Below are 20,480 nucleotides of genomic sequence, written 5' to 3'. Positions count from 1 at the left end.
GAGCCAAGCGTTAATGATTCGTAGACGCCGCAGTCAAATCCGAGATTATCAAGCCGAAGCGCGCCTATTCGCTAGCCGCGCTATCGTTGCTTTTTTCGGCATCGTTGTTTTGATGGGCTTGCTGGTCGCCAATATGTACAACATTCAGGTGAACCAGTTTCAAGATTATCAAACCCGTTCAAATGACAACCGCATCAAAGTGGTTCCTATTGCGCCAAACCGCGGTCTTATCTACGACCGAAATGGTGTCCTGTTAGCCGAAAACCGTCCTGTCTTTAACTTGGAGCTGACTCCAGAAAAAATCAAAGACATCGACGCTACTATCCAAGAATTGCAAACCATTCTGGAAATCACACCAGAACAGATCGAACGCTTCCATCGTGAGCGTAAGCGTACTCGTCGATTCAAATCTGTCCCATTGCTAACTCAGCTGAACGAAAAGCAGGTCGCGGTTTTTTCCGTCAACCAATACCGTTTTCCTGGTGTTGAAATCAGTGCCACACTCAAACGTTACTATCCTTACGGGGAAGTGTTAACGCACGTAATCGGCTATGTTTCTCGTATCAATGACCGCGACATGCAGCGTTTGATTCGAGAAGAAAAAGACGCCAACTACCAAGCGACTCGTGACATCGGTAAGTTGGGCATCGAAAAATACTACGAAGATCTGCTGCACGGCACTGCTGGCTACCAAGAAGTGGAAGTCAACAGCCGAGGACGCGTGATTCGCACGTTAAAGTACGTACCGCCAGTTCCGGGCAAAGACATTGTCTTAAACCTCGATATCAACTTGCAGCTTTACGTTCATCAGCTTTTGGATGGTCGACGTGGCAGCGCTATCGTGCTTGATCCTCGTGACAATGGGGTGCTAGCTATGGTGTCTAGCCCAAGTTACGACCCGAACGCTTTTGTCCACGGCATTTCTGGTAAAGCCTATCGCGATTTGTTGAACGATAAAAACCGCCCGTTGGTAAACCGCACGACGCTAGGTATTTATCCGCCAGCTTCAACAATCAAGCCATTTATGGCTGTCGCAGCGTTGCAAGAAGGCGTAATCACGCCAAATACTACTCGCAACGACCCAGGTTATTGGCGCATTCCTAACTCAGACACTCGTCCATTCCGTGACTGGTTGCGTTGGGGACATGGCCGCGTGGATGTCATTAAATCCATTGAAGAGTCTGTTGATACGTTTTACTACCAAATTGCTTATGACTTGGGGATCGACCGAATTTCAAACTGGATGATGATGTTTGGTTTTGGTGACTACACAGGCATCGATATCTACGAAGAAAGTAAGGCAAATATGCCAACTCGTGATTGGAAAATGTCTCGTCACAAAACGCCTTGGTACAAAGGTGACACTATTCCTGTTGGTATCGGCCAAGGCTATTGGACGGCGACACCTATGCAAATTGCGAAAGCAACATCGGTGTTAGTGAATAATGGGGCGGTTTCCGCTCCTCACCTCCTAAAGTCCACCATCGATAATGGTGATAACTTTGAGGAACAAGAAACCTCTGAATACGTAACCTACCCACCGATTCAAAATGTGCCAGAAAAATACTGGGATATTGCGAAAGAAGGTATGCGCCGTGTAAACCATGGTACTCGTGGTACGGCTCGTCGTTCTTTCTACAATATGAGCTACCAGACAGCCGGTAAATCAGGTACAGCACAGGTCTTTGGCTTGGGTGAGAACGAAGAGTACAACGCAGATGAAATCGCGGAACACTTGCGTGACCACGCCCTGTTTACGGGCTTTGCTCCGTTTGACGATCCAAAAGTTATCGTTACTCTCGTGCTAGAAAACGCAGGCGGTGGCTCAAGTAACGGTGGTCCAATGGCGAGAAAAATCTTTGACCGAGTGGTACTTGGCCCAGAAGAAATCAAACCAGAAGATGACAAAACCAACGCGCAAAAAGAGGTTACACGCTAATGAAGATGGATCCCTCTACAGGTAAAAACCGCGCCTTGTTTGAGCGCTTCCATATCGACTTGCCCCTCCTACTCGGCATCTTTGCTTTAATGGGTTTTGGTCTTGTGATCATGTACAGTGCCAGCGGACAAAGTTTGGAGATGATGGATCGCCAAGCAATGCGCATGGTATTGTCTCTTGTCGTGATGGTGGTTCTGGCTCAACTTTCTCCACGAACGTATGAAAGCCTGGCGCCACTAATGTTTGTTGCCGGTGTAGTTTTACTATTTGGCGTACTGTTCTTTGGTGAGGCCTCGAAAGGCGCGCAACGCTGGCTCAACCTAGGCTTTGTTCGATTCCAACCGTCCGAATTACTCAAACTTGCGGTACCGTTGATGGTTGCGCGCTATATCGGTCGCCAACCATTACCACCAACATTCCGAACGCTGATTGTTGCGCTAATCCTGGTGTGCTTACCAACGATTCTTATCGCGAAACAACCAGATTTGGGAACGTCGATTCTGATTGCGGCTTCAGGTATTTTCGTTATTTTCCTAGCAGGCATCAGTTGGAAGATCATCGCAGCGGCTGCCATTGCCTTAGGTGGTTTCATACCAATTTTGTGGTTCTTCTTGATGCGCGAATACCAAAAGGTTCGCGTTCGTACTCTGTTCAATCCAGAATCTGACCCACTTGGCGCGGGTTACCACATTATCCAAAGTAAAATTGCGATTGGTTCTGGCGGTATTTCCGGTAAAGGTTGGTTGCACGGTACGCAGTCACAACTGGAATTTCTTCCTGAACGACACACTGACTTTATCTTTGCAGTAATTGCTGAGGAATGGGGTATGATTGGCTTCCTTTGCCTATTAGCCATCTATCTCTTCATTATTGGTCGAGGTTTGTACCTTGCTAGCCAAGCACAAACCGCGTTTGGACGAATGATGGCAGGCAGTATTGTACTTAGCTTCTTCGTGTATATTTTTGTAAATATCGGCATGGTGAGTGGCATCCTACCTGTTGTAGGTGTACCGTTACCACTGATCAGCTATGGCGGTACCTCGATGGTGACCCTAATGGCTGGTTTTGGCATTTTGATGTCGATTCATACGCACCGAAAAGCATTCTCTAAGGCGACCTAGACATGCAAAAACGCGCTTTATATTCCTTAGTTTTTTCTGCACTGATTTTGGCTGGTTGTTCATCCACCAGCCAAAAGACACAAGAAGGCCGTTACGAACTTGAATCCGATGTAGCACCTGATACACCGCTTTCAGTCGAACACATCGAGGATGCGCATCCCAAATACGAACCTTACAGCCTAGGCGGTAATACCGATTACCACTTGCGCGGTAATGATTACAAGATCGTTCGCGACGCAAAAGGGTTTACTGAAAAAGGTCGTGCATCTTGGTACGGTAAAAAGTTCCAGGGGCATTTGACGTCTAACGGTGAAATCTACGACATGTACTCCATGACGGCTGCGCATAAAACGCTACCGTTACCAAGCTATGTGAAAGTGACCAACACCGACAATGGCAAAACCACAGTCGTTCGAGTAAATGATCGAGGTCCGTTTCACGATGGCCGTATCATCGACTTGAGCTACGCCGCTGCGCATAAGTTGGATGTCATAAAAACAGGAACGGCGAATGTTGAAATCGAAGTTATCAGCGTAGAGAAACCTACCGATCAAAAGTCGCTAGAATCTCACCCAAAGTACGTCATTCAAGTCGCATCTTCAAAAAATGAAGATCGCGCACGAACTTTAGGCGCAGAGCTTGGTCAAAAGCTGGATACCGAAACTTTCTTGGAAAACGCGAAAGAGTCTTATCGCTTGTTATTGGGTCCATTTACTGACTATTCCCTGACGCAAGCCACACTGGATAAAGTAAAGTTGCTCGGCTATTCGTCCGCATTTATTAAAAAACACAACACTGCGAAATGACCTTGAGTCATGAATTTCTAAACGAAGCCCCTCTTACATAAGTGGGGATTCTGGTAAGATGTGTGCAGTTAAACCCAAAAATTTGAATTACCATGAATAAAAATAAGTTTGTGAAATCTATTCTCGTTTCTTCGGTTGCCCTTTCTGCAACCTTCGCTCAATCTGCTTTTGCATCACCAGTCGTTGTTCCAGATGCGCCTCAAATTGCGGCAAAAGGCTACGTACTGATGGATTACCATTCAGGTAAAGTGCTAGCAGAAAAAGAAATGAACACAAAATTGTCTCCTGCTAGTCTAACTAAAATGATGACCAGCTACGTAATCGGCCAAGAGCTAGCGCGTGGTAATATCTCAGAAGATGATGACGTAACCATCAGTAAGAATGCATGGGCGAAAAACTTCCCAGATTCTTCAAAAATGTTCATTGAAGTAGGTACTACGGTAAAAGTACGTGATCTTAACCGTGGCATCATCATTCAATCAGGTAACGATGCGTGTGTGGCAATGGCTGAACACATCGCAGGTTCTGAAGATGCATTTGTTGACCTAATGAACGCGTGGGCAAATACCCTAGGCATGAAGAACTCTCATTTTGCCAACGTTCACGGCCTAGATAACTCTGAACTGTACTCAACACCTTACGACATGGCGCTACTTGGTAAAGCTCTGATTCGTGACGTGCCAGACGAGTACCGTGTTTACTCTGAAAAGAAATTCACTTACAACGGCATCACCCAATACAACCGTAACGGTCTACTTTGGGATAAGAGCATGAACGTTGATGGCATCAAAACTGGCCACACAAGCAACGCAGGTTACAGCCTAGTAAGCTCAGCAACAGAAGGCCAAATGCGTTTGGTTGCTGTAGTGATGGGCACTAAAGATGCAAATGCTCGTAAATCAGAAAGCAAAAAACTACTGAGCTACGGCTTCCGCTTCTTCGAAACAGTAGCGCCTCACAAAGCGGGTGAAACCTTCGTAGAAGAAAAAGTGTGGATGGGTAACAAAGACACCGTTGCTCTGGGTCTTGATCAAGACACTTACGTAACACTGCCACGCGGTGAAGCGAAAAACCTAAAAGCAAGCTTCGTACTTGAAAAAGAGCTAGAAGCCCCAATTAATAAAGGTGATGTAGTCGGTAAGCTATACTATCAAATCGATGGTGAAGATATTGCTGAATACCCGCTAATGGCGCTAGAAACCGTAGAGCAAGGCAGCTTGTTCAGCCGTTTGTGGGATTACATCGTATTGTTATTCAAGAGCTTCTTCTAAACGAGTCGCAGAATAGCAAACTTATTCGCAAAGCCGCCAATTATGGCGGCTTTTTAAGTCTGTGATCCTCACCTTGAGTTCACCCTAATTTGACTGTACTATTTCGCACCGCAACGAATACCAACTGGAGTTATCGATATGCTAACCATCAACTCTGATGCAAAATTGAAAGACCTGCTTGAGTTCCCTTGTTCTTTTACTTACAAGGTAATGGGTCATGCAAAGCCTGAGCTTCCAGAACTCGTTCTTGAAGTAATCCAGCGCCATGCTCCAGGTGACTACAGCCCAAAAGTCAAACCAAGCGCTAAAGGCAACTACCACTCAGTGTCTATCAACATCACTGCAACGTCTATCGAGCAGGTTGAAACCCTATACAAAGAATTGGGCGAAATCGACATCGTTCGTATGGTTCTATAATTTTTTGATAGATTAAATTTTTTTTGAAAGCAGCTTCGGCTGCTTTCTTTTTATTTATCAACCAGATAACTCGATATCCTTGTGCTTTCAGTTAAAAATCTGTTACTCAGCGGTAGAGCATCTGGGTCATCCGGTTTATAATCCAAAAACTTTATATATTAGCGACAGGAATTCCCATGCAACACCAACTTGTTGTAAAACGACTTGGCCGCCAAGACTATGAGCCTGTATGGAAGGCGATGCATGAGTTCACCGACCAACGCACAGAAGAAACCCCTGATGAAGTCTGGTTGGTAGAACATAACCCAGTATTTACCCAAGGGCAGGCAGGCAAAGCCGAGCACTTAATTAACACTGGTGATATTCCTGTCGTACAAAGTGACCGTGGTGGTCAGGTAACCTATCATGGTCCTGGTCAACTCGTGGCTTACTTCTTGATCAACCTACGTCGCAAAAAATTAGGCGTACGAGATCTCGTTACAACCATCGAGAACCTCGTGATCAACACATTAAAAGCATACAATATCGACTCTGCCGCAAGACCAGACGCCCCTGGCGTTTACGTCGATGGCAAGAAAATATGCTCTCTCGGTCTACGTATTCGTAAAGGTTGCTCATTCCATGGGTTAGCCCTGAATGTAAATATGGACTTAACGCCGTTCCTACGCATCAACCCTTGTGGTTATGCCGGCATGGAAATGGTTCAAGTGAGCCAATTTAACGGCCCGAGTGACGTAGAAACCGTAGAAAAACAATTAATAGAAGAACTCGTTACTTTGCTCGATTACGAGCGAGTAGAATTCAGCACAGAAGCACCTTCTCAAGGTAATAAAGCATGAGCAAACCAATCCAGATGGAAAAAGGCGTTAAATATCGTGACGCCGATAAAATGGCATTGATTCCCGTAAAGAACATGCCTACAGAGCAGAAAGAAGTGCTACGTAAGCCTGATTGGATGAAGATCAAGCTACCAGCCGACAGCCAACGAATTCAAGACATCAAAGCTGCGATGCGTAAGAACAAGCTTCACTCCGTATGTGAAGAAGCGTCTTGCCCTAACCTAGCGGAATGTTTTAACCACGGTACAGCAACCTTCATGATCCTAGGTGCAATCTGTACTCGTCGTTGTCCTTTCTGTGACGTTGCTCATGGCCGTCCATTACCACCAGAAGCAGAAGAGCCACAAAAACTGGCAAGAACTATCGCCGACATGAAACTGAAGTACGTTGTTATTACTTCAGTAGACCGTGACGACCTACGTGATGGTGGTGCACAGCACTTTGCCGATTGTAACCGTGAGATCCGCGAGTTAAACCCAGACATCAAGATCGAAACACTGGTTCCTGACTTCCGTGGTCGTATGGACGTAGCGCTTGACCTGATGAAAGACAACCCGCCAGATGTCTTCAACCACAACCTAGAAACTGCGCCGCGTCTTTACCGTAAAGCTCGCCCAGGTGCGAACTACAAGTGGTCACTTGAGCTTCTTAAGAAGTTCAAAGAACAGCATCCAGATGTACCGACCAAATCAGGTCTGATGATGGGCCTTGGTGAAACCAAAGAAGAAATCATCGAAGTGCTTAAAGATCTGCGTGCACACGGTGTAACGATGCTGACTCTAGGTCAGTACCTAGCGCCAAGCCGTCACCACTTGCCTGTAGAACGTTACGTTCCACCATCAGAGTTTGACGAGCTAAAAGAAGTCGCACTAGAGCTAGGCTTCACGCACGCAGCATGTGGTCCATTTGTTCGCTCTTCATACCATGCCGATATGCAGGCACAAGGTCTTGAGATCAAATAAGCATCTTGAACTCGAAAACTGAAAAGGTTGGCTTAGGTGCCAACCTTTTTTGTATCTGCCAAACAAGAGATGCCCTGCACCGCTCTCTTTTATTCGATGGCACGATTAAGCCGTCACAGACGCCAGACAAACAAAAAGGCCCTCATCTGAGGACCTTTAGTATTTTCAAACTGATTCGTTTCTAGTTCAGGGAAAAGTCGCGCAGTTTACAACTGTAAATGAGCATCTTTGACGCAAAAATAGAGTGAATCAGGCAGAACAATTAGGCGTAAACCGGTAGACGCTTACAGATTTCTAATACTTTCTGTTTAGTCGCTTCGATAACTTCTTCGTTGCCGATGTTATCTAGGACGTCACACATCCAGCTTGCTAGATCTTTTGCGTCTTCTTCAGTAAAACCACGACGAGTGATCGCTGGTGTACCTACACGGATACCAGATGTTACGAATGGGCTGCGTGGGTCATTTGGTACTGAGTTCTTGTTTACTGTGATGTTTGCTGCACCTAGTGCCGCGTCTGCATCTTTACCAGTGATGTCTTTGTCGATTAGATCAACAAGGAACAAGTGGTTTTCTGTGCCGTTAGATACGATTTTGTAGCCACGCTCTTGGAACTGACCAACCATTGCTTTTGCGTTTTTCACCACGCGAGCTTGGTAAGCTTTGAACTCTGGCTCCATCGCTTCTTTGAACGCTACTGCTTTACCAGCGATAACGTGCATTAGAGGGCCACCTTGACCACCAGGGAACACAGCTGAGTTCAGCTTCTTGTACATATCTTCGCCAGCATTAGACAAGATAAGACCACCGCGAGGGCCTGCTAGTGTTTTGTGCGTCGTTGTTGTTACTACGTGAGCGTGTGGAACAGGTGTTGGGTATTCGCCTGCTGCGATAAGACCGGCTACGTGTGCCATATCAACGAAAAGGTAAGCATCTACTTTGTCCGCGATTTCACGCATGCGCTTCCAATCAACGATTTGCGAGTAAGCAGAGAAACCACCGATGATCATCTTAGGCTTGTGCTCAAGCGCTAGCTGTTCCATCTCGTCGTAATTGATTTGACCAGCTTCATCGATACCGTAAGGGATAACGTTGTAATGCTTACCAGAGAAGTTTACTGGAGAACCGTGAGTCAGGTGACCACCGTGCGCTAGGCTCATACCTAGTACTGTATCGCCTGGGTTAAGAAGCGCCATGTAAACTGCGCTGTTTGCTTGAGAACCTGAGTGAGGTTGTACGTTAGCGTACTCACAACCGAATAGTTTGCATGCACGATCGATAGCAAGCTGTTCTGCTTTATCTACGTACTCACAACCGCCGTAGTAACGCTTGCCTGGGTAGCCTTCAGCGTATTTGTTCGTTAGCTGAGAACCTTGCGCTTCCATTACACGTGGGCTTGTGTAGTTTTCAGAAGCGATAAGTTCAATGTGTTCTTCCTGGCGAAGGGTTTCTTCCTGGATAGCTGCGAACAGTTCCGCATCGTAATCTGCGATGTTCATATCACGCTTAAGCATCTGTATCTCCTGACTCAGATTAGTACTGAAAGTTGCAAAAAAACTGGTTAACGACCTAACGCAAACGTTTTCGTCGCATCAATGGCGCGCATTCTACATAATTTGATCTAGGTCATAAAGAGAAATTTACAATTTTTCTCATGCAGTTTTTTCATGATGACAAGCAATAGTTATCATGGTGATGTTGCAATTGTTCAACCACGATTTATTGCCTGTCAATTTTGTGCTTTACACCCTGTAAAACAGCAATTACATAGGTTTACCGCAAATTTTACCCTCTAGCTACCGAAAAGATCATCTTTTTACTACTATGCACGCCTTATTTCTCACCGATGACTGCAATTTTGATGGAAAAACACTCAAGAAAAGAAGACTGGATAGCAATTCTCACTGGTACCTTTTTGGTAGCTCAGGGCGTTTTCTTTCTCCAATCCGCGAACCTTCTAACAGGAGGCACGACTGGATTGGCATTGCTAATAAGCCAATTTACACCTTTTACCTTTGGTGTGCTGTACTTTTTGGCAAACTGTCCTTTTTACTTACTCGCATGGAAACGCTTCGGCCGTCATTTCGCAATCAATAGCGCTATTTCTGGCGCGTTGGTTTCTATCTTTGCCGATCACCTTTATTTGCTGATCTCACTCGAATCCGTTAACGAAATTTATTGCGCGGTAGCAGGTGGCCTATTAATGGGATTAGGTATGCTGATTTTGTTCCGACATCGCTCCAGCCTAGGTGGCTTTAACGTGTTGTGTTTGTTTATTCAGGACAAGTTTGGCATTTCTGTTGGCAAAAGCCAGATGGCAATCGATGCATGTATCCTGTTTGCTTCGTTCTTCTTTGTCACTCCAGAGGTGATTGGCCTTTCGATTTTGGGTGCCTTTGCACTGAATGTCGTATTGGCGATGAATCACAAACCACACCGATATTCCGTTACCTACGGTTCATAAACTTTTGATGATAATTGACGCGCGATTTATAAGATTTCGCGCTTCAATAACTATATAATATTTCGCGATTTCCAAATAACTCGGTACGGTATGCGCGACTTTCTACAACAAGCCAAACAAACTCACAGCTGTATTGCGATTGGCGAGTTGGTCTACAATCCGAAAACACAGACTCTTCATCAAGACACTATCGCGATTGATCTCGAACCTCGTACCATTGAGTTATTAGAACTTCTGCTAACAAGCGTGGGGCATCCGATCTCTGCCGACACCATTATCGAAACCATTTGGCAGAGCAAATTCATCTCCAAGAATGTGCTCACTAACCGCATTAGCACCTTACGTGCGCTGCTACAGCAACACCTACCTGAGTACGATGCGGCTAAGCTCTTGGTCACTTATCCTCGCAAGGGCTATTTTCTTAACCCTGCCAATATCCGTTTAATACCACCAGCGAAAAACCATCGACGCGTTATCCCAACTCAGGTTGCGAGTAATAAGAACTTCAAGCTAATTTTTGCTTATGGCTTGTGTGCCATACTTGCGGTTTGTAGCGTGACGCTCGCAAGCTTGCTATGGCAACGCCAAGAGATTTCAACACAACAAACACGTCATCAGTTACTTATCCCCAAAGTCGAGTTGCTGCTCAACCGTGTCGATGCAATCGGCTCTCAGGCGCGAAAATATCGCACACTAGTCAAAGCCGTCTTACTTCAACAACAAGTCGAATATCCATATACCGACATCGCTAACCAAGACGCTCCAAGTTACTTTCTGGATCCCATTGGTCATACACCGTATTTCCCTGGTGCACGAAATATGCAGACCAGTGATTACGAACTCAACATAGAGTTAAAAGACGGCGCAGAACAAGGCAGCTTGAAAGCGCAGATGAACCTTATTTATCCTGCGACAGGGAAGCTGGCATTTCGCAACGAATACACACTGCGCTTATCCGACCTACAATCGGACATCTTCCAAATTCACTCGGATGTCGCACAATACTTCAACTTGCCTGCACCTTCGGCAAGCACATGGCAACTGTCAGACGTTCACCAAAAAATGCTGTTTGAGAATGTCTTTTCTAACCAACCTCTCCAACAAGCTGATGAGTTTGCAGCTATCACAACCGCAAGGCATCTCGCGTTATACGAGCAAGAGCCTCAAAAGCTGGAAGCGTATTTGACGCAAGTGCAGTCGTCGTTCGATGTTTTGCCAGATGAGCTAAGCCTCTGGTTGGGCGTATTGCATTTCAAACTAGGTAACCTAGACCGAGCAAAAGTTCTGTTGACTACTCCAGATGGCGACTCACGCATTCAAAACGCGCTGATTTATACGTTTGTGTCTCACATCGCTTATAAGCAAAACAAACTTGAACAGTTCCGTCTCAACTACATGGAATCACTGGTGGCACTGCTGCGCGTTTTACCCTCCGAGACATTGTTTGAACGTCTTTCTCAATCAGAATCGAAAGAAACTTGCCTTCAACCATGGAAAACGTTGCATGTCAGTTTGACCGATCAAGAAATTATCAGCCGATGGAAAGCGCTCATCAATGAGTATTGCACCAACGTAGCTAACGAAATAAGCCCTAATAAAACAAAGACCTAAATATAAAATTAAGCTTTCGTTAAGCGCTATTAGCTTTTGTTTTTTGCCCTTTTTATCTCACTGAACTTAGCATGCTCGCATTCAAGCAACGGCCCAACATGAAGCGGCCTTATCAATCAGGAATGTAAACCATGCTAAACAAAATGACGCTTATCGCAGCAGCAACTCTGGCTCTTTACGGCTGTGGCGGAGGTTCGTCTTCTGGCAGTGCTAATCCAAACAAAGTGCCTCAAGAAAGTTTCGACATCGCGATTCAAAACTCCATTTTCGCTCCCGAGACAAACACACAACTTAGCTATTCGTTTAGCTTGGATGGCCAATCTGAAGGTGACATGAAGCTGAGCTTTCAAGCGATGGATAGCGAGCAAATATTGGCAGCATTGGCACAAATCCCAAACAGCGAGGCAATCATCCAGTTGGTTAATGACTTGGTGAACTACGGCGCTCAACAGTTCTATTACTCTGACGAACAGTTCAATAACGAAGAAGAGAGCAATACACTTTATTTTGCAGGCTCTGATGGCGCACTTCATGAAGTCACCGACGTTTATTCTATTGGCAATCAGTTTATTGCCATGCTAATGCACAGTAGCCCGATTTTCCGCCTGAACGGTAACGACGTAAAAGAGAAAAGCCCGAACATTGATATCGGTGAAGAAACCATGTCTCTGCAAACCACTCTTACAGGCAACGCAGTACACCACCTGTTAGACAGTTTTGAAGAACATGAGTGGGTACAAAACCTGCCAATGACAGCATCTTGCCAAGTGGTTTGGCAACAGCAAATCCGAGAGACTGGCGTACGTAAAACGTTCTCGATTTCGGGCAAGACAATTGAAGCGGCGTACCTGACGGAAGAGAATACTTACAACCTAAACTGCGATGATATGGACTCAATGGAGTTCGCCACTTCGGCAGAACGTTGGTTTAACCCGAGCTTAGGTCTGATTGAGCAAGTCGAACTACTAAAAGTACAACAAGTACAAATCAACGAAGAGAAAGTGCAGCTAACAGCGATTGAAACAAAATAAGCTCGCATCTTTTAGAAATACGGCATCTCAACAAAAGAAGGCTTTGGGGAGCACACCAAAGCCTTCATCTCGAACATCAATCCTAGGGGTGATGACACCCGAGTTTATTCTTCTATCAATAAAATACGAGTTTCGTAAGGTCGTAACACTTGATGGTTTGACGCGACTGCGCTCGCTGAGTTTTGATAGTTGGATAGCAAGTTTTTCGCTTTACTCAGTTCAAAACGTTCTGGCAGAACGCATTCCACCTCTTCAGCGTAGTAGTTATTGATACACAGCAGCGTTTGTTTGTCGTTCTGGCGAGCGTAAGCAAAAATGCGTTGATGCTCTGGCAGTAAATCTTCATAACGGCCATCGGTGATCACCGGAACCTGTTTACGTAGCTCAATCAAACGTTTGTAGAAGTAGAACACCGAGTTCAAATCAGCAACCGCCGCTTCTGCGTTGATTTCAGAGTAATTCTGCGCCACCTCAAGCCACGGTGTGCCTTCGGTAAAACCAGCGTGCTTTTGGCTATTCCACTGCATTGGCGTACGTGAGTTATCACGCGACTTCTGCGCCAAAATCGCCATCATATCTTCGTGAGATACGCCATCGCGGTTGACCATGATGTCGTACATGTTGGTGCTTTCTACGTCGCGGTACTGGCTGATCTCAGTGTAACCTGGGTTGATCATACCAATCTCTTCTCCTTGATAAACATACGGCGTGCCTTGCATCATATGTACAGACGCCGCCAGCATTTTCGCCGACTCGACGCGGTATTGTTTATCATCACCTAAGCGGCTGACCACACGAGGTTGATCGTGGTTACACCAGAACAGTGCGCCCCACCCTTTGCCATTCAAGCCCGTTTGCCAATGGTTGAAGATCTGCTTTAACTGAATGAAATCAAACGGCGCTTTGGTCCATTTTTCACCATTCGGATAATCGACTTTCAGGTGGTGAAAATTGAACACCATCGACAGCTCTTTGCCATCTAATGAAGAGTATTGCTGGCAGTGCTCTAGCGTGGTCGAAGACATTTCCCCCACCGTCACGCTACCGTACTTTTGAAACACGGCTTCGCTGATTTCTTGCAGATATTCGTGCACGCGAGGACCATCCGTATAGAAACGACGGCCATCGCCAATATCATCACTTGGGAAGTCTTGCTGTTTAGAAATCAGGTTGATGACGTCGAGACGGAAACCGTCCACGCCTTTGTCTGCCCAGAAACTGATGACTTCTTTGACTTCTTCACGCACCGCTGGATTTTCCCAGTTCAAATCCGCCTGCTCTTTAGCAAAAAGGTGCAAGTAGTACTGCCCTGTCGCGTCATCCAATTCCCAAGCATTGCCTCCAAACTTCGATTGCCAGTTGTTAGGTTCTGCGCCCTCAACCGGATCTTTCCAGATGTAGTAGTCACGGTATGGGCTGTTTTTGTCCCCTAACGCGGATTGGAACCAATGATGCTCAGTCGACGTGTGGTTCACTACAATGTCCATGATGATACGAATACCCAACTGATGCGCTTCTGCCAGCAAGGTATCGAAATCTTCCATAGTGCCGAACTGTGGATTGATCGCGTAATAATCGGAAATGTCATAACCGTTATCAACCATAGGAGACTGATACACTGGCGTTAGCCAAATCGCATTCACACCAAGGTGTTTTAGATAATCCAGTTTAGAAATGATCCCTTTAATGTCGCCCGTGCCTTTACTGCCACTGTCACAAAAGCTTTTTGGGTAAATTTGGTAGATGGTTGCGGTTTTCCACCAGCTCTCATCATGCTTGGTCATAGCCATTTCTAACACTCACTTACCAGTAATCGGAAACTTAAAATTTGAAAAGAAAAACAGGAGGAGGCAGCCAAGTCACTACCTCAAATTGAATTACGCGTTTGCCGCTTCAAGCTCACCTTTCGCTTGTGCACGCTTATAAAGAATTAATGTTAATGCGGCAGGTACCACCATCGCGACTAGCATCGCCAGAGCAAAGATGCCCCAGAACTGCGGCTGGATAGATAAGATACCCGGCAAGCCGCCTACGCCGATACCATTCGCCATTACGCCCGCACTACCACAGATAGCAGCAGCACATGCACTACCGATCATCGCGCTCAACATTGGGAACTTGTATTTCAAGTTGATGCCGTACATCGCCGGCTCTGTTACGCCAAGGTAGGCAGAAATCGCCGCAGGCACTGAGATTTCACGCTCATCCTGCTTTTTACTGATGATAATGATGCCAACCACTGCCGATGCTTGAGCAATGTTCGATAGTGCAATCAAAGGCCAAATCGGCGTGCCACCCAATTCTTGCATCAACTGCAAGTCAACGGCGTTGGTTGTGTGGTGGATACCTGTGATCACAAGTGGCGCGTATAAGAAGCCGAAGATGGTTGAGCCAATCATCGCGAAGTCACCCGTCATGGCCGCTTTTGCTGCGAATGCCACGCCATCACCCAACATGCGACCAAATGGACCAATGATCGAGTGCGCTAAAATCACCGAGGCAATGAGAGAAACAAACGGCACGACCACGAGGTATAGATAAGATGGGATGATGCGTTTTAAGTGCGTTTCGATAAACGCCAGTGCCATACCCGCTAACATCGCTGGAATCACCTGCGCCTGATAGCCCACTTTCTCAATAACAAACAATCCGAAATCCCAGACTTCTGGTGCTTGTTTACCGATCAAGTACGCGTTCATTAACTGCGGCGAAACCAACGTCACACCCAACGTGATGCCCAGAATCGGTGTCCCGCCTAGCTTTTTCACGGTCGACCAACACACACCAACGGGTAAGAAGAAGAAAATCGCTTCACCAATTAACCATAGGAATGAGTGAACAGTCGCCCAAAACTGACTAATTTCCGTTAGGGTTTGACCATCAAACATCTTAATGTCGCCAATCACATTACGGAAACCAAGAATCAAACCACCAGTAATGATCGCAGGCAACAGTGGTACAAAGATTTCTGCAAGGTGGGAAATACCGCGCTCAACAATATTCATGTTTTGACGAGCAGCGTTCTTGGATTCGTCTTTGCTCGCTTCACTTTTACCGCTTAGCTCGATCAGAACTTTGTAAACCTCATCAACTTCAGTGCCGATGACGACTTGGAATTGACCTGCGTTGGTAAAACAGCCTTTCACCATACGCAAGGCTTCTAACTGTTTCGTGTCCGCTTTGTCGGTATCATTTAGAACAAAACGCAAGCGAGTTAAACAGTGGCTTACACTGGCAATATTGTCCGGCCCCCCGACCAGCTCAATAAGACGCTCCACGTCTTTACGCGCAATCTTACTCATAACTTTGTCCACCCTGTATTGGATACATTCGATTCATCATTTTATTTTTATAAATGGGAACATTCCCACTTCTTGATTTTAATATTGCCACCCAAAGGCAAAAAACAAAATGGGAACAGTCCCATTAATTGAGAATGATCACAGTATAATTTTAGAGCAGATAGTTTTAGAACGGGTTAACGGCAAACAGGATGTTGAGTGAAGTGAACGACTTCTTCATCGCCATTTAATTGATTAATCAGCATGTTAGCGGACTTTTCACCCGCAAGGGTATAACCCGGGTCAACACTAAATACTTTAGGGAAAAGGAAAGACAGCAGCTCGTTACCACCCACGCCTGTCACGACCACGTCTTCACGGCCTAACTCTTGAAGACGCTTAATTACGCCCAATGCAATGGTATCGCTGGCACACACAATGGCTTGCGTGTCTGATTTTAGAACGTGATCCACCAATTGATAAGCACTTTCATGGCTAAGCTTACCGGTTTGGAAACAAGGTGTGAGTTGTTTACGTTGACACCAAGCTTTATAAGCATTTAAACGCGCCAAGCCTGTGGTTTTGTCTTCAGGATCAACACCAATATAAGCAATGCGAGAGAGAGATTGCTGCTCAAGATGAGACAAAGCCATGTCTATCACGCCTTGGTTATCATAATTGATGGAAGAGACGTTATTGGTATCCATCGCAATCACCACAATGCGATTGCCCCACTCAGCTAAGGCTTGCTCATCGCACCCAGTAAAGCCAAACACAATCACCCCATCCACATTGCGACGCTTAAGCACGTTTAGATGCTCGTTGGTTTTGTTGCGATCAAATTGGCTCTCCATGATCACCGCGTCATAGCCAGCGGAATACAATGCATTGAGCATTGTACCAACTGCGCGATTTTCGGATGGTGAGTCCAGACGGGAGATGATAACACCGATGACTTTTTGGCTACCGCCTCGCATTGATTGCGCAGATTTGGACGGTACATAGCCAGATTCACGAATGATTTGCTCTACTTTCTCTCGCGTTTGAGGTTTTACTTTTGGATCATTGGTAAGCACGCGGCTTACTGTTGATTTGCCAACGCCTGCCAATTTCGCGATATCAAGAATGGTGAGTTTTTTGCTCATAAGTGATCAAACTAGAATGGATGAATGCTTAGGTGACTGAACTTTAACAGCAATAAAAGAAAAGGGAAGCAAACGCTTCCCTTAAACATGCAAATTGTGGTGTTATTTTTGTAAATACGCTGGCACATCTGCGATGCTATCGAGCACTACTGTAGCTAATGCTTCACCTTGCTCAGTGATTGGCTTACCTGTGCGAACCAGAATCTTAGTGCCAACACCTGCGGCTTCTGCTGCCATCATGTCTTCGGCTTTATCACCAATCATCACAGATTTTTCCATGTCGATTTTCAAGAAGTCGCGAGCAGAGATAAACATACCAGGTTTAGGTTTGCGGCAATCACAATCTTGCTTGTAGTCACCGATGCCATGCTCAGGATGATGTGGACAATAGTAAAAACCATCAAACTCAACGCCATTATCAACGAAGTTCCAGTCCATCCATTGTGTCAGAGACAAGAAACGGTCTTCACTGAATTTACCGCGCGCGATGCCCGATTGATTCGTTACAAGCACCAACAGGTAACCTTTATCTTTCAGAGCTTTTGTCGCTTCAAACACACCGTCAATGTACTCAAAATCATGTTCGTCATGAACGTAGCCGTGGTCAACGTTGATCACGCCGTCACGATCGATAAAAACAGCAGGTTTTGCCAAAACGTATTTCTCTATTAACTCGGTTTAATCAGATTATTACATACCTTATAAACTTCAACACTATCTAATTCGTTCTAGGCCTCGACAAAACGGTTGATTTGTTGGGCAAGAATCGGTAAATCTGAGGGGGCCCCTCCGCTCATCTTCTGTTGTTATCTACGCCTCTTTCTTTCCAAAACAGAACATCCATACATTTAGACGTCTAGACGTAAAAATATCTATTGACTTCATTCTGGTTAACCCATAGCATCAACTGAGAATTGAGATAAAGCTCAAAATTAAGTTCTGTCAAAGGCCGTTTTTGACAGCGAAGTTCCCCTTATCTCTGGGCAGGTTGAAACATGATAGAAATAAAAAACGTCAATAAAGTGTTCTACCAAGGCAGTAAGGAAATCCTTGCCCTGAAAGACATTAACCTACACATCGCCAAGGGCACCATCTTCGGTGTTATCGGTTCATCAGGCGCTGGTAAAAGTACGCTGATCCGCTGTGTAAACATGCTAGAAGCACCAAGCTCTGGCTCCATCATCGTTGATGGCGTTGATTTAACAACACTCAGCAAAAAGCAGTTGGTCGAAACGCGCCGCAACATTGGCATGATCTTCCAGCACTTTAATCTGCTTTCGTCTCGTACTGTGTTTGATAACGTGGCTCTACCACTGGAACTGGCTGGCAAAGACAAATCGCAAATCACAACAAAAGTGACTGAGTTGCTAAAGCTCGTTGGCTTAGCGGACAAGCACGAAAGCTATCCGTCCAACCTAAGTGGCGGTCAAAAACAACGTGTGGCTATTGCTCGTGCATTGGCATCCGACCCAAGCGTACTGTTGTGTGACGAAGCCACCAGCGCACTGGATCCTGCAACAACTCAATCCATCCTTGAGCTATTAAAAGAAATCAACCGCAAACTCAACATCACGATTCTACTGATCACCCACGAAATGGAAGTGGTAAAAAGCATCTGTCACGAAGTGGCGATCATCGGTGGTGGTGAATTGGTTGAGAAAGGCACGGTTGGCGATATTTTTGCGCACCCTAAAACGGAACTGGCTCACGAGTTCATTCGTTCCACATTGGATCTTTCCATTCCAGAAGATTACCAAGCGCGTTTACAACCAAATCGCGTTGAAGGCAGCTACCCTCTTGTCCGTATGGAATTTACTGGCGCAACCGTAGATGCACCGTTGATGTCGCAGATTTCGCGTAAGTACAACATCGACGTCAGCATTCTGAGTTCCGATCTTGATTACGCCGGCGGCGTGAAGTTCGGCATGATGGTCGCAGAGCTGTTTGGTAATGAACAAGACGACAGTGCAGCAATTGAATACCTGCGCGAGCACAACGTAAAAGTGGAGGTACTTGGTTATGTCCTTTAACACGATTTTTGAATGGCTAAGTTTAAACAGCAAACTACTTTTAGGTGCTACGTGGGAAACCATCTATATGGTCGCGGTTGCTGGCGTAGTGGGTTTTGCGGTCGGCATTCCATTGGGGGTGATTCTGCATATTACTAAGAAAGGCGGCTTGCTAGAAAACACCAAACTGAACGGAATTCTTGGTGCAGTGGTTAACGTTGGGCGCTCAGTTCCTTTCCTTGTTTTGATGGTTGCGATCATTCCAGTAACTAAGATGTTAGTGGGCACTTTCATTGGTACAACTGCGGCAATCGTTCCGCTGACTATTGGTGCGATTCCGTTTGTCGCTCGTCTCATTGAAGGGGCATTGCTGGAAGTACCAACTGGCTTGGTTGAGGCTGCGCAATCCATGGGCGCAACACCAACGCAAATCATCACAAAAGTTCTCCTACCAGAAGCAATGCCGACTATTGTTAACTCAGTGACGATTACTCTAGTGACATTAGTGAGCTACTCTGCGATGGCAGGAACGGTTGGCGGCGGCGGCCTCGGTGACGTAGCCATCCGATACGGCTTCCACCGTTACGACATTACTATCATGGCAGTAACCGTTGTGATGTTGATTGTTCTAGTACAAATTATTCAGTCTATCGGTGACGCAGTGGTGCGCCGTGTAGACCACCGATAAGCATTGAAAATACATATTATAAGGAGATAAACATGAAATTTAGCCTTAAAGGTCTTTTGACTTTAGCAACTGCTGCTTCTGCTCTTGTTCTAGCGGGTTGTGGCGATAAAGAAGTGGACGTTAACAAGGTAAAAGTTGGCGTAATTGCAGGTGCTGAAGCGCAAGTTGCTGAAGTAGCGGCAAAAGTAGCGAAAGAAAAGTACAACCTAGACGTTGAACTGGTTACGTTCACGGACTACGTAACACCAAACGCTGCGCTAGATGACGGCTCTGTAGACGCGAACGCTTTCCAACACAAACCTTACCTAGATCAACAAGTTAAAGATCGCGGCTACAAACTAGCTATCGCAGGTAACTCGTTTGTTTACCCAATCGCAGGGTACTCAAAGCAAGTAAAATCTGTGGATGAAATTCAAGATGGCGCACGCATCGCGGTTCCAAACGATCCAACCAACCTAGGTCGCTCACTACTGCTTCTTGAGCAACAAGGTTTGATCACTCTACGTGATGGCGTTGGTCTACTCGCTACAGTACGTGACATCGTAGGCAACCCTAAGAACATTGAAATCATTGAGCTAGAAGCACCGCAACTTCCTCGCTCTCTGGATGACGTAACGCTGTCTATCATTAACACCACTTACGCAAGCTCTATCGACCTGTCTCCAGAGCGTGATGGTGTGTTTGTTGAAGATAAAGAATCTCCATACGTAAACCTAATCGTAGCGCGTGAAGAGAACGTTAATGCTCAAAACGTACAAAACTTCGTAAAAGCTTACCAAACTGAAGAAGTTTATGAAGCAGCGAAAAAACTATTCAAAGGCGGCGTAGTGAAAGGTTGGTAATCCCGCTTTTCTAAAACCGAACTATTCGAAAACAAAAGGGCTGATGTGAAAACAT

At 45.7% G+C, this 20,480-nt stretch carries 18 protein-coding genes; 13 read left to right on the top strand and 5 right to left on the bottom strand.

Annotated features, from left to right (window positions below; genetic code table 11):
• Positions 1-13 precede the first annotated feature (13 nt).
• From mrdA to lipA, 7 genes are all read left to right on the top strand, one after another.
• Entirely contained in the window at positions 14-1,939 is a 1,926-nt protein-coding gene (gene mrdA / locus ACYJZR_RS03475; RefSeq protein ID WP_005493014.1) for a penicillin-binding protein 2, read from the top strand.
• Entirely contained in the window at positions 1,939-3,060 is a 1,122-nt protein-coding gene (rodA, locus tag ACYJZR_RS03470) for a rod shape-determining protein RodA (protein WP_140266289.1), read from the top strand. Before mrdA ends, rodA begins: the two co-directional genes overlap by 1 nt.
• Positions 3,061-3,062: 2 nt before the next feature.
• Complete coding sequence (locus ACYJZR_RS03465) at positions 3,063-3,866, top strand: septal ring lytic transglycosylase RlpA family protein (protein WP_005483406.1); 804 nt, start codon at positions 3,063-3,065, stop codon at positions 3,864-3,866.
• 92 nt (positions 3,867-3,958) lie between these two features.
• A complete protein-coding gene (locus ACYJZR_RS03460; protein ID WP_005488796.1) occupies positions 3,959-5,137 on the top strand; it encodes a serine hydrolase in 1,179 nt (392 codons plus the stop codon).
• A 138-nt stretch (positions 5,138-5,275) separates the two neighbouring features.
• Positions 5,276-5,554 carry a DUF493 family protein YbeD gene (gene ybeD / locus ACYJZR_RS03455; protein ID WP_005488798.1) on the top strand — a complete coding sequence of 93 codons (279 nt, stop codon included), beginning with the start codon at positions 5,276-5,278 and terminating at the stop codon, positions 5,552-5,554.
• Positions 5,555-5,730: 176 nt separating this feature from the next.
• Positions 5,731-6,393, top strand: a complete 663-nt coding sequence (gene lipB / locus ACYJZR_RS03450) for a lipoyl(octanoyl) transferase LipB (protein WP_005488805.1) — start codon at positions 5,731-5,733, stop codon at positions 6,391-6,393.
• Positions 6,390-7,355, top strand: a complete 966-nt coding sequence (gene lipA, locus ACYJZR_RS03445) for a lipoyl synthase (RefSeq protein ID WP_005488793.1) — start codon at positions 6,390-6,392, stop codon at positions 7,353-7,355. Before lipB ends, lipA begins: the two co-directional genes overlap by 4 nt.
• 262 nt (positions 7,356-7,617) lie before the next feature.
• Here lipA and glyA read toward each other — a convergent pair whose 3' ends face one another.
• Positions 7,618-8,868, bottom strand: a complete 1,251-nt coding sequence (gene glyA / locus ACYJZR_RS03440) for a serine hydroxymethyltransferase (RefSeq protein WP_058966492.1) — start codon at positions 8,866-8,868, stop codon at positions 7,618-7,620.
• 347 nt (positions 8,869-9,215) lie between these two features.
• Here glyA and ACYJZR_RS03435 point away from each other — a divergent pair, with 347 nt between their 5' ends.
• The 3 genes from ACYJZR_RS03435 to ACYJZR_RS03425 all read left to right on the top strand — a co-directional run bounded on the left by ACYJZR_RS03435 (position 9,216) and on the right by ACYJZR_RS03425 (position 12,460).
• Positions 9,216-9,818, top strand: a complete 603-nt coding sequence (locus ACYJZR_RS03435; protein ID WP_005496223.1) for a YitT family protein — start codon at positions 9,216-9,218, stop codon at positions 9,816-9,818.
• 90 nt (positions 9,819-9,908) lie between these two features.
• A complete protein-coding gene (locus tag ACYJZR_RS03430; protein WP_406966309.1) occupies positions 9,909-11,429 on the top strand; it encodes a winged helix-turn-helix domain-containing protein in 1,521 nt (506 codons plus the stop codon).
• A 131-nt stretch (positions 11,430-11,560) separates the two neighbouring features.
• A complete protein-coding gene (locus ACYJZR_RS03425; protein ID WP_406966308.1) occupies positions 11,561-12,460 on the top strand; it encodes a hypothetical protein in 900 nt (299 codons plus the stop codon).
• Between the two features lie 104 nt (positions 12,461-12,564).
• Here the strand turns inward: ACYJZR_RS03425 and treC are convergent, their stop codons facing one another.
• From treC to gmhB, 4 genes are all read right to left on the bottom strand, one after another.
• Entirely contained in the window at positions 12,565-14,250 is a 1,686-nt protein-coding gene (gene treC / locus ACYJZR_RS03420) for an alpha,alpha-phosphotrehalase (protein WP_406966307.1), read from the bottom strand.
• Positions 14,251-14,337: 87 nt separating this feature from the next.
• The gene (gene treB, locus ACYJZR_RS03415; protein ID WP_005486795.1) at positions 14,338-15,762 is read right to left on the bottom strand and encodes a PTS trehalose transporter subunit IIBC; all 1,425 of its coding nucleotides are present in this window, start codon (positions 15,760-15,762) and stop codon (positions 14,338-14,340) included.
• 176 nt (positions 15,763-15,938) lie between these two features.
• On the bottom strand, positions 15,939-16,886 hold the full coding sequence (gene treR, locus ACYJZR_RS03410; protein ID WP_406966306.1) for a trehalose operon repressor TreR: 948 nt from the start codon (positions 16,884-16,886) through the stop codon (positions 15,939-15,941).
• Between the two features lie 102 nt (positions 16,887-16,988).
• Positions 16,989-17,540, bottom strand: a complete 552-nt coding sequence (gmhB, locus tag ACYJZR_RS03405; RefSeq protein WP_005459163.1) for a D-glycero-beta-D-manno-heptose 1,7-bisphosphate 7-phosphatase — start codon at positions 17,538-17,540, stop codon at positions 16,989-16,991.
• A gap of 341 nt (positions 17,541-17,881) precedes the next feature.
• Here gmhB and metN point away from each other — a divergent pair, with 341 nt between their 5' ends.
• Genes metN through ACYJZR_RS03390 form a run of 3 tightly spaced genes read left to right on the top strand, consistent with a single transcriptional unit; the run spans position 17,882 to position 20,425 of the window.
• A complete protein-coding gene (metN, locus tag ACYJZR_RS03400; RefSeq protein ID WP_005459161.1) occupies positions 17,882-18,916 on the top strand; it encodes a methionine ABC transporter ATP-binding protein MetN in 1,035 nt (344 codons plus the stop codon).
• A complete protein-coding gene (locus ACYJZR_RS03395) occupies positions 18,906-19,583 on the top strand; it encodes a methionine ABC transporter permease (RefSeq protein WP_005459160.1) in 678 nt (225 codons plus the stop codon). Before metN ends, ACYJZR_RS03395 begins: the two co-directional genes overlap by 11 nt.
• A gap of 32 nt (positions 19,584-19,615) precedes the next feature.
• Positions 19,616-20,425: a MetQ/NlpA family lipoprotein gene (locus ACYJZR_RS03390; protein WP_023623215.1), complete on the top strand. Its 810-nt coding sequence runs from the start codon at positions 19,616-19,618 to the stop codon at positions 20,423-20,425.
• Positions 20,426-20,480: the final 55 nt, after the last annotated feature.

It is taken from the genome of Vibrio sp. RC2502 (assembly GCF_054850435.1).
The sequence above is the reverse complement of the archived record's forward strand: the minus strand, read 5'-3'. Positions and strand labels throughout refer to the sequence as shown.

Coding starts and splice junctions, on each gene's coding strand:
- lipB (WP_005488805.1), top strand. CDS start 5,731: ATGCAACACCAACTTGTTGTAAAACGACTTGGCCGCCAAGACTATGAG.
- lipA (WP_005488793.1), top strand. CDS start 6,390: ATGAGCAAACCAATCCAGATGGAAAAAGGCGTTAAATATCGTGACGCC.
- treC (WP_406966307.1), bottom strand. CDS start 14,250: ATGGCTATGACCAAGCATGATGAGAGCTGGTGGAAAACCGCAACCATC.
- ACYJZR_RS03465 (WP_005483406.1), top strand. CDS start 3,063: ATGCAAAAACGCGCTTTATATTCCTTAGTTTTTTCTGCACTGATTTTG.
- ACYJZR_RS03435 (WP_005496223.1), top strand. CDS start 9,216: ATGGAAAAACACTCAAGAAAAGAAGACTGGATAGCAATTCTCACTGGT.
- glyA (WP_058966492.1), bottom strand. CDS start 8,868: ATGCTTAAGCGTGATATGAACATCGCAGATTACGATGCGGAACTGTTC.
- treR (WP_406966306.1), bottom strand. CDS start 16,886: ATGAGCAAAAAACTCACCATTCTTGATATCGCGAAATTGGCAGGCGTT.
- metN (WP_005459161.1), top strand. CDS start 17,882: ATGATAGAAATAAAAAACGTCAATAAAGTGTTCTACCAAGGCAGTAAG.
- mrdA (WP_005493014.1), top strand. CDS start 14: ATGATTCGTAGACGCCGCAGTCAAATCCGAGATTATCAAGCCGAAGCG.
- treB (WP_005486795.1), bottom strand. CDS start 15,762: ATGAGTAAGATTGCGCGTAAAGACGTGGAGCGTCTTATTGAGCTGGTC.
- ACYJZR_RS03390 (WP_023623215.1), top strand. CDS start 19,616: ATGAAATTTAGCCTTAAAGGTCTTTTGACTTTAGCAACTGCTGCTTCT.
- ACYJZR_RS03460 (WP_005488796.1), top strand. CDS start 3,959: ATGAATAAAAATAAGTTTGTGAAATCTATTCTCGTTTCTTCGGTTGCC.
- rodA (WP_140266289.1), top strand. CDS start 1,939: ATGAAGATGGATCCCTCTACAGGTAAAAACCGCGCCTTGTTTGAGCGC.
- ACYJZR_RS03425 (WP_406966308.1), top strand. CDS start 11,561: ATGCTAAACAAAATGACGCTTATCGCAGCAGCAACTCTGGCTCTTTAC.
- ybeD (WP_005488798.1), top strand. CDS start 5,276: ATGCTAACCATCAACTCTGATGCAAAATTGAAAGACCTGCTTGAGTTC.
- ACYJZR_RS03430 (WP_406966309.1), top strand. CDS start 9,909: ATGCGCGACTTTCTACAACAAGCCAAACAAACTCACAGCTGTATTGCG.
- ACYJZR_RS03395 (WP_005459160.1), top strand. CDS start 18,906: ATGTCCTTTAACACGATTTTTGAATGGCTAAGTTTAAACAGCAAACTA.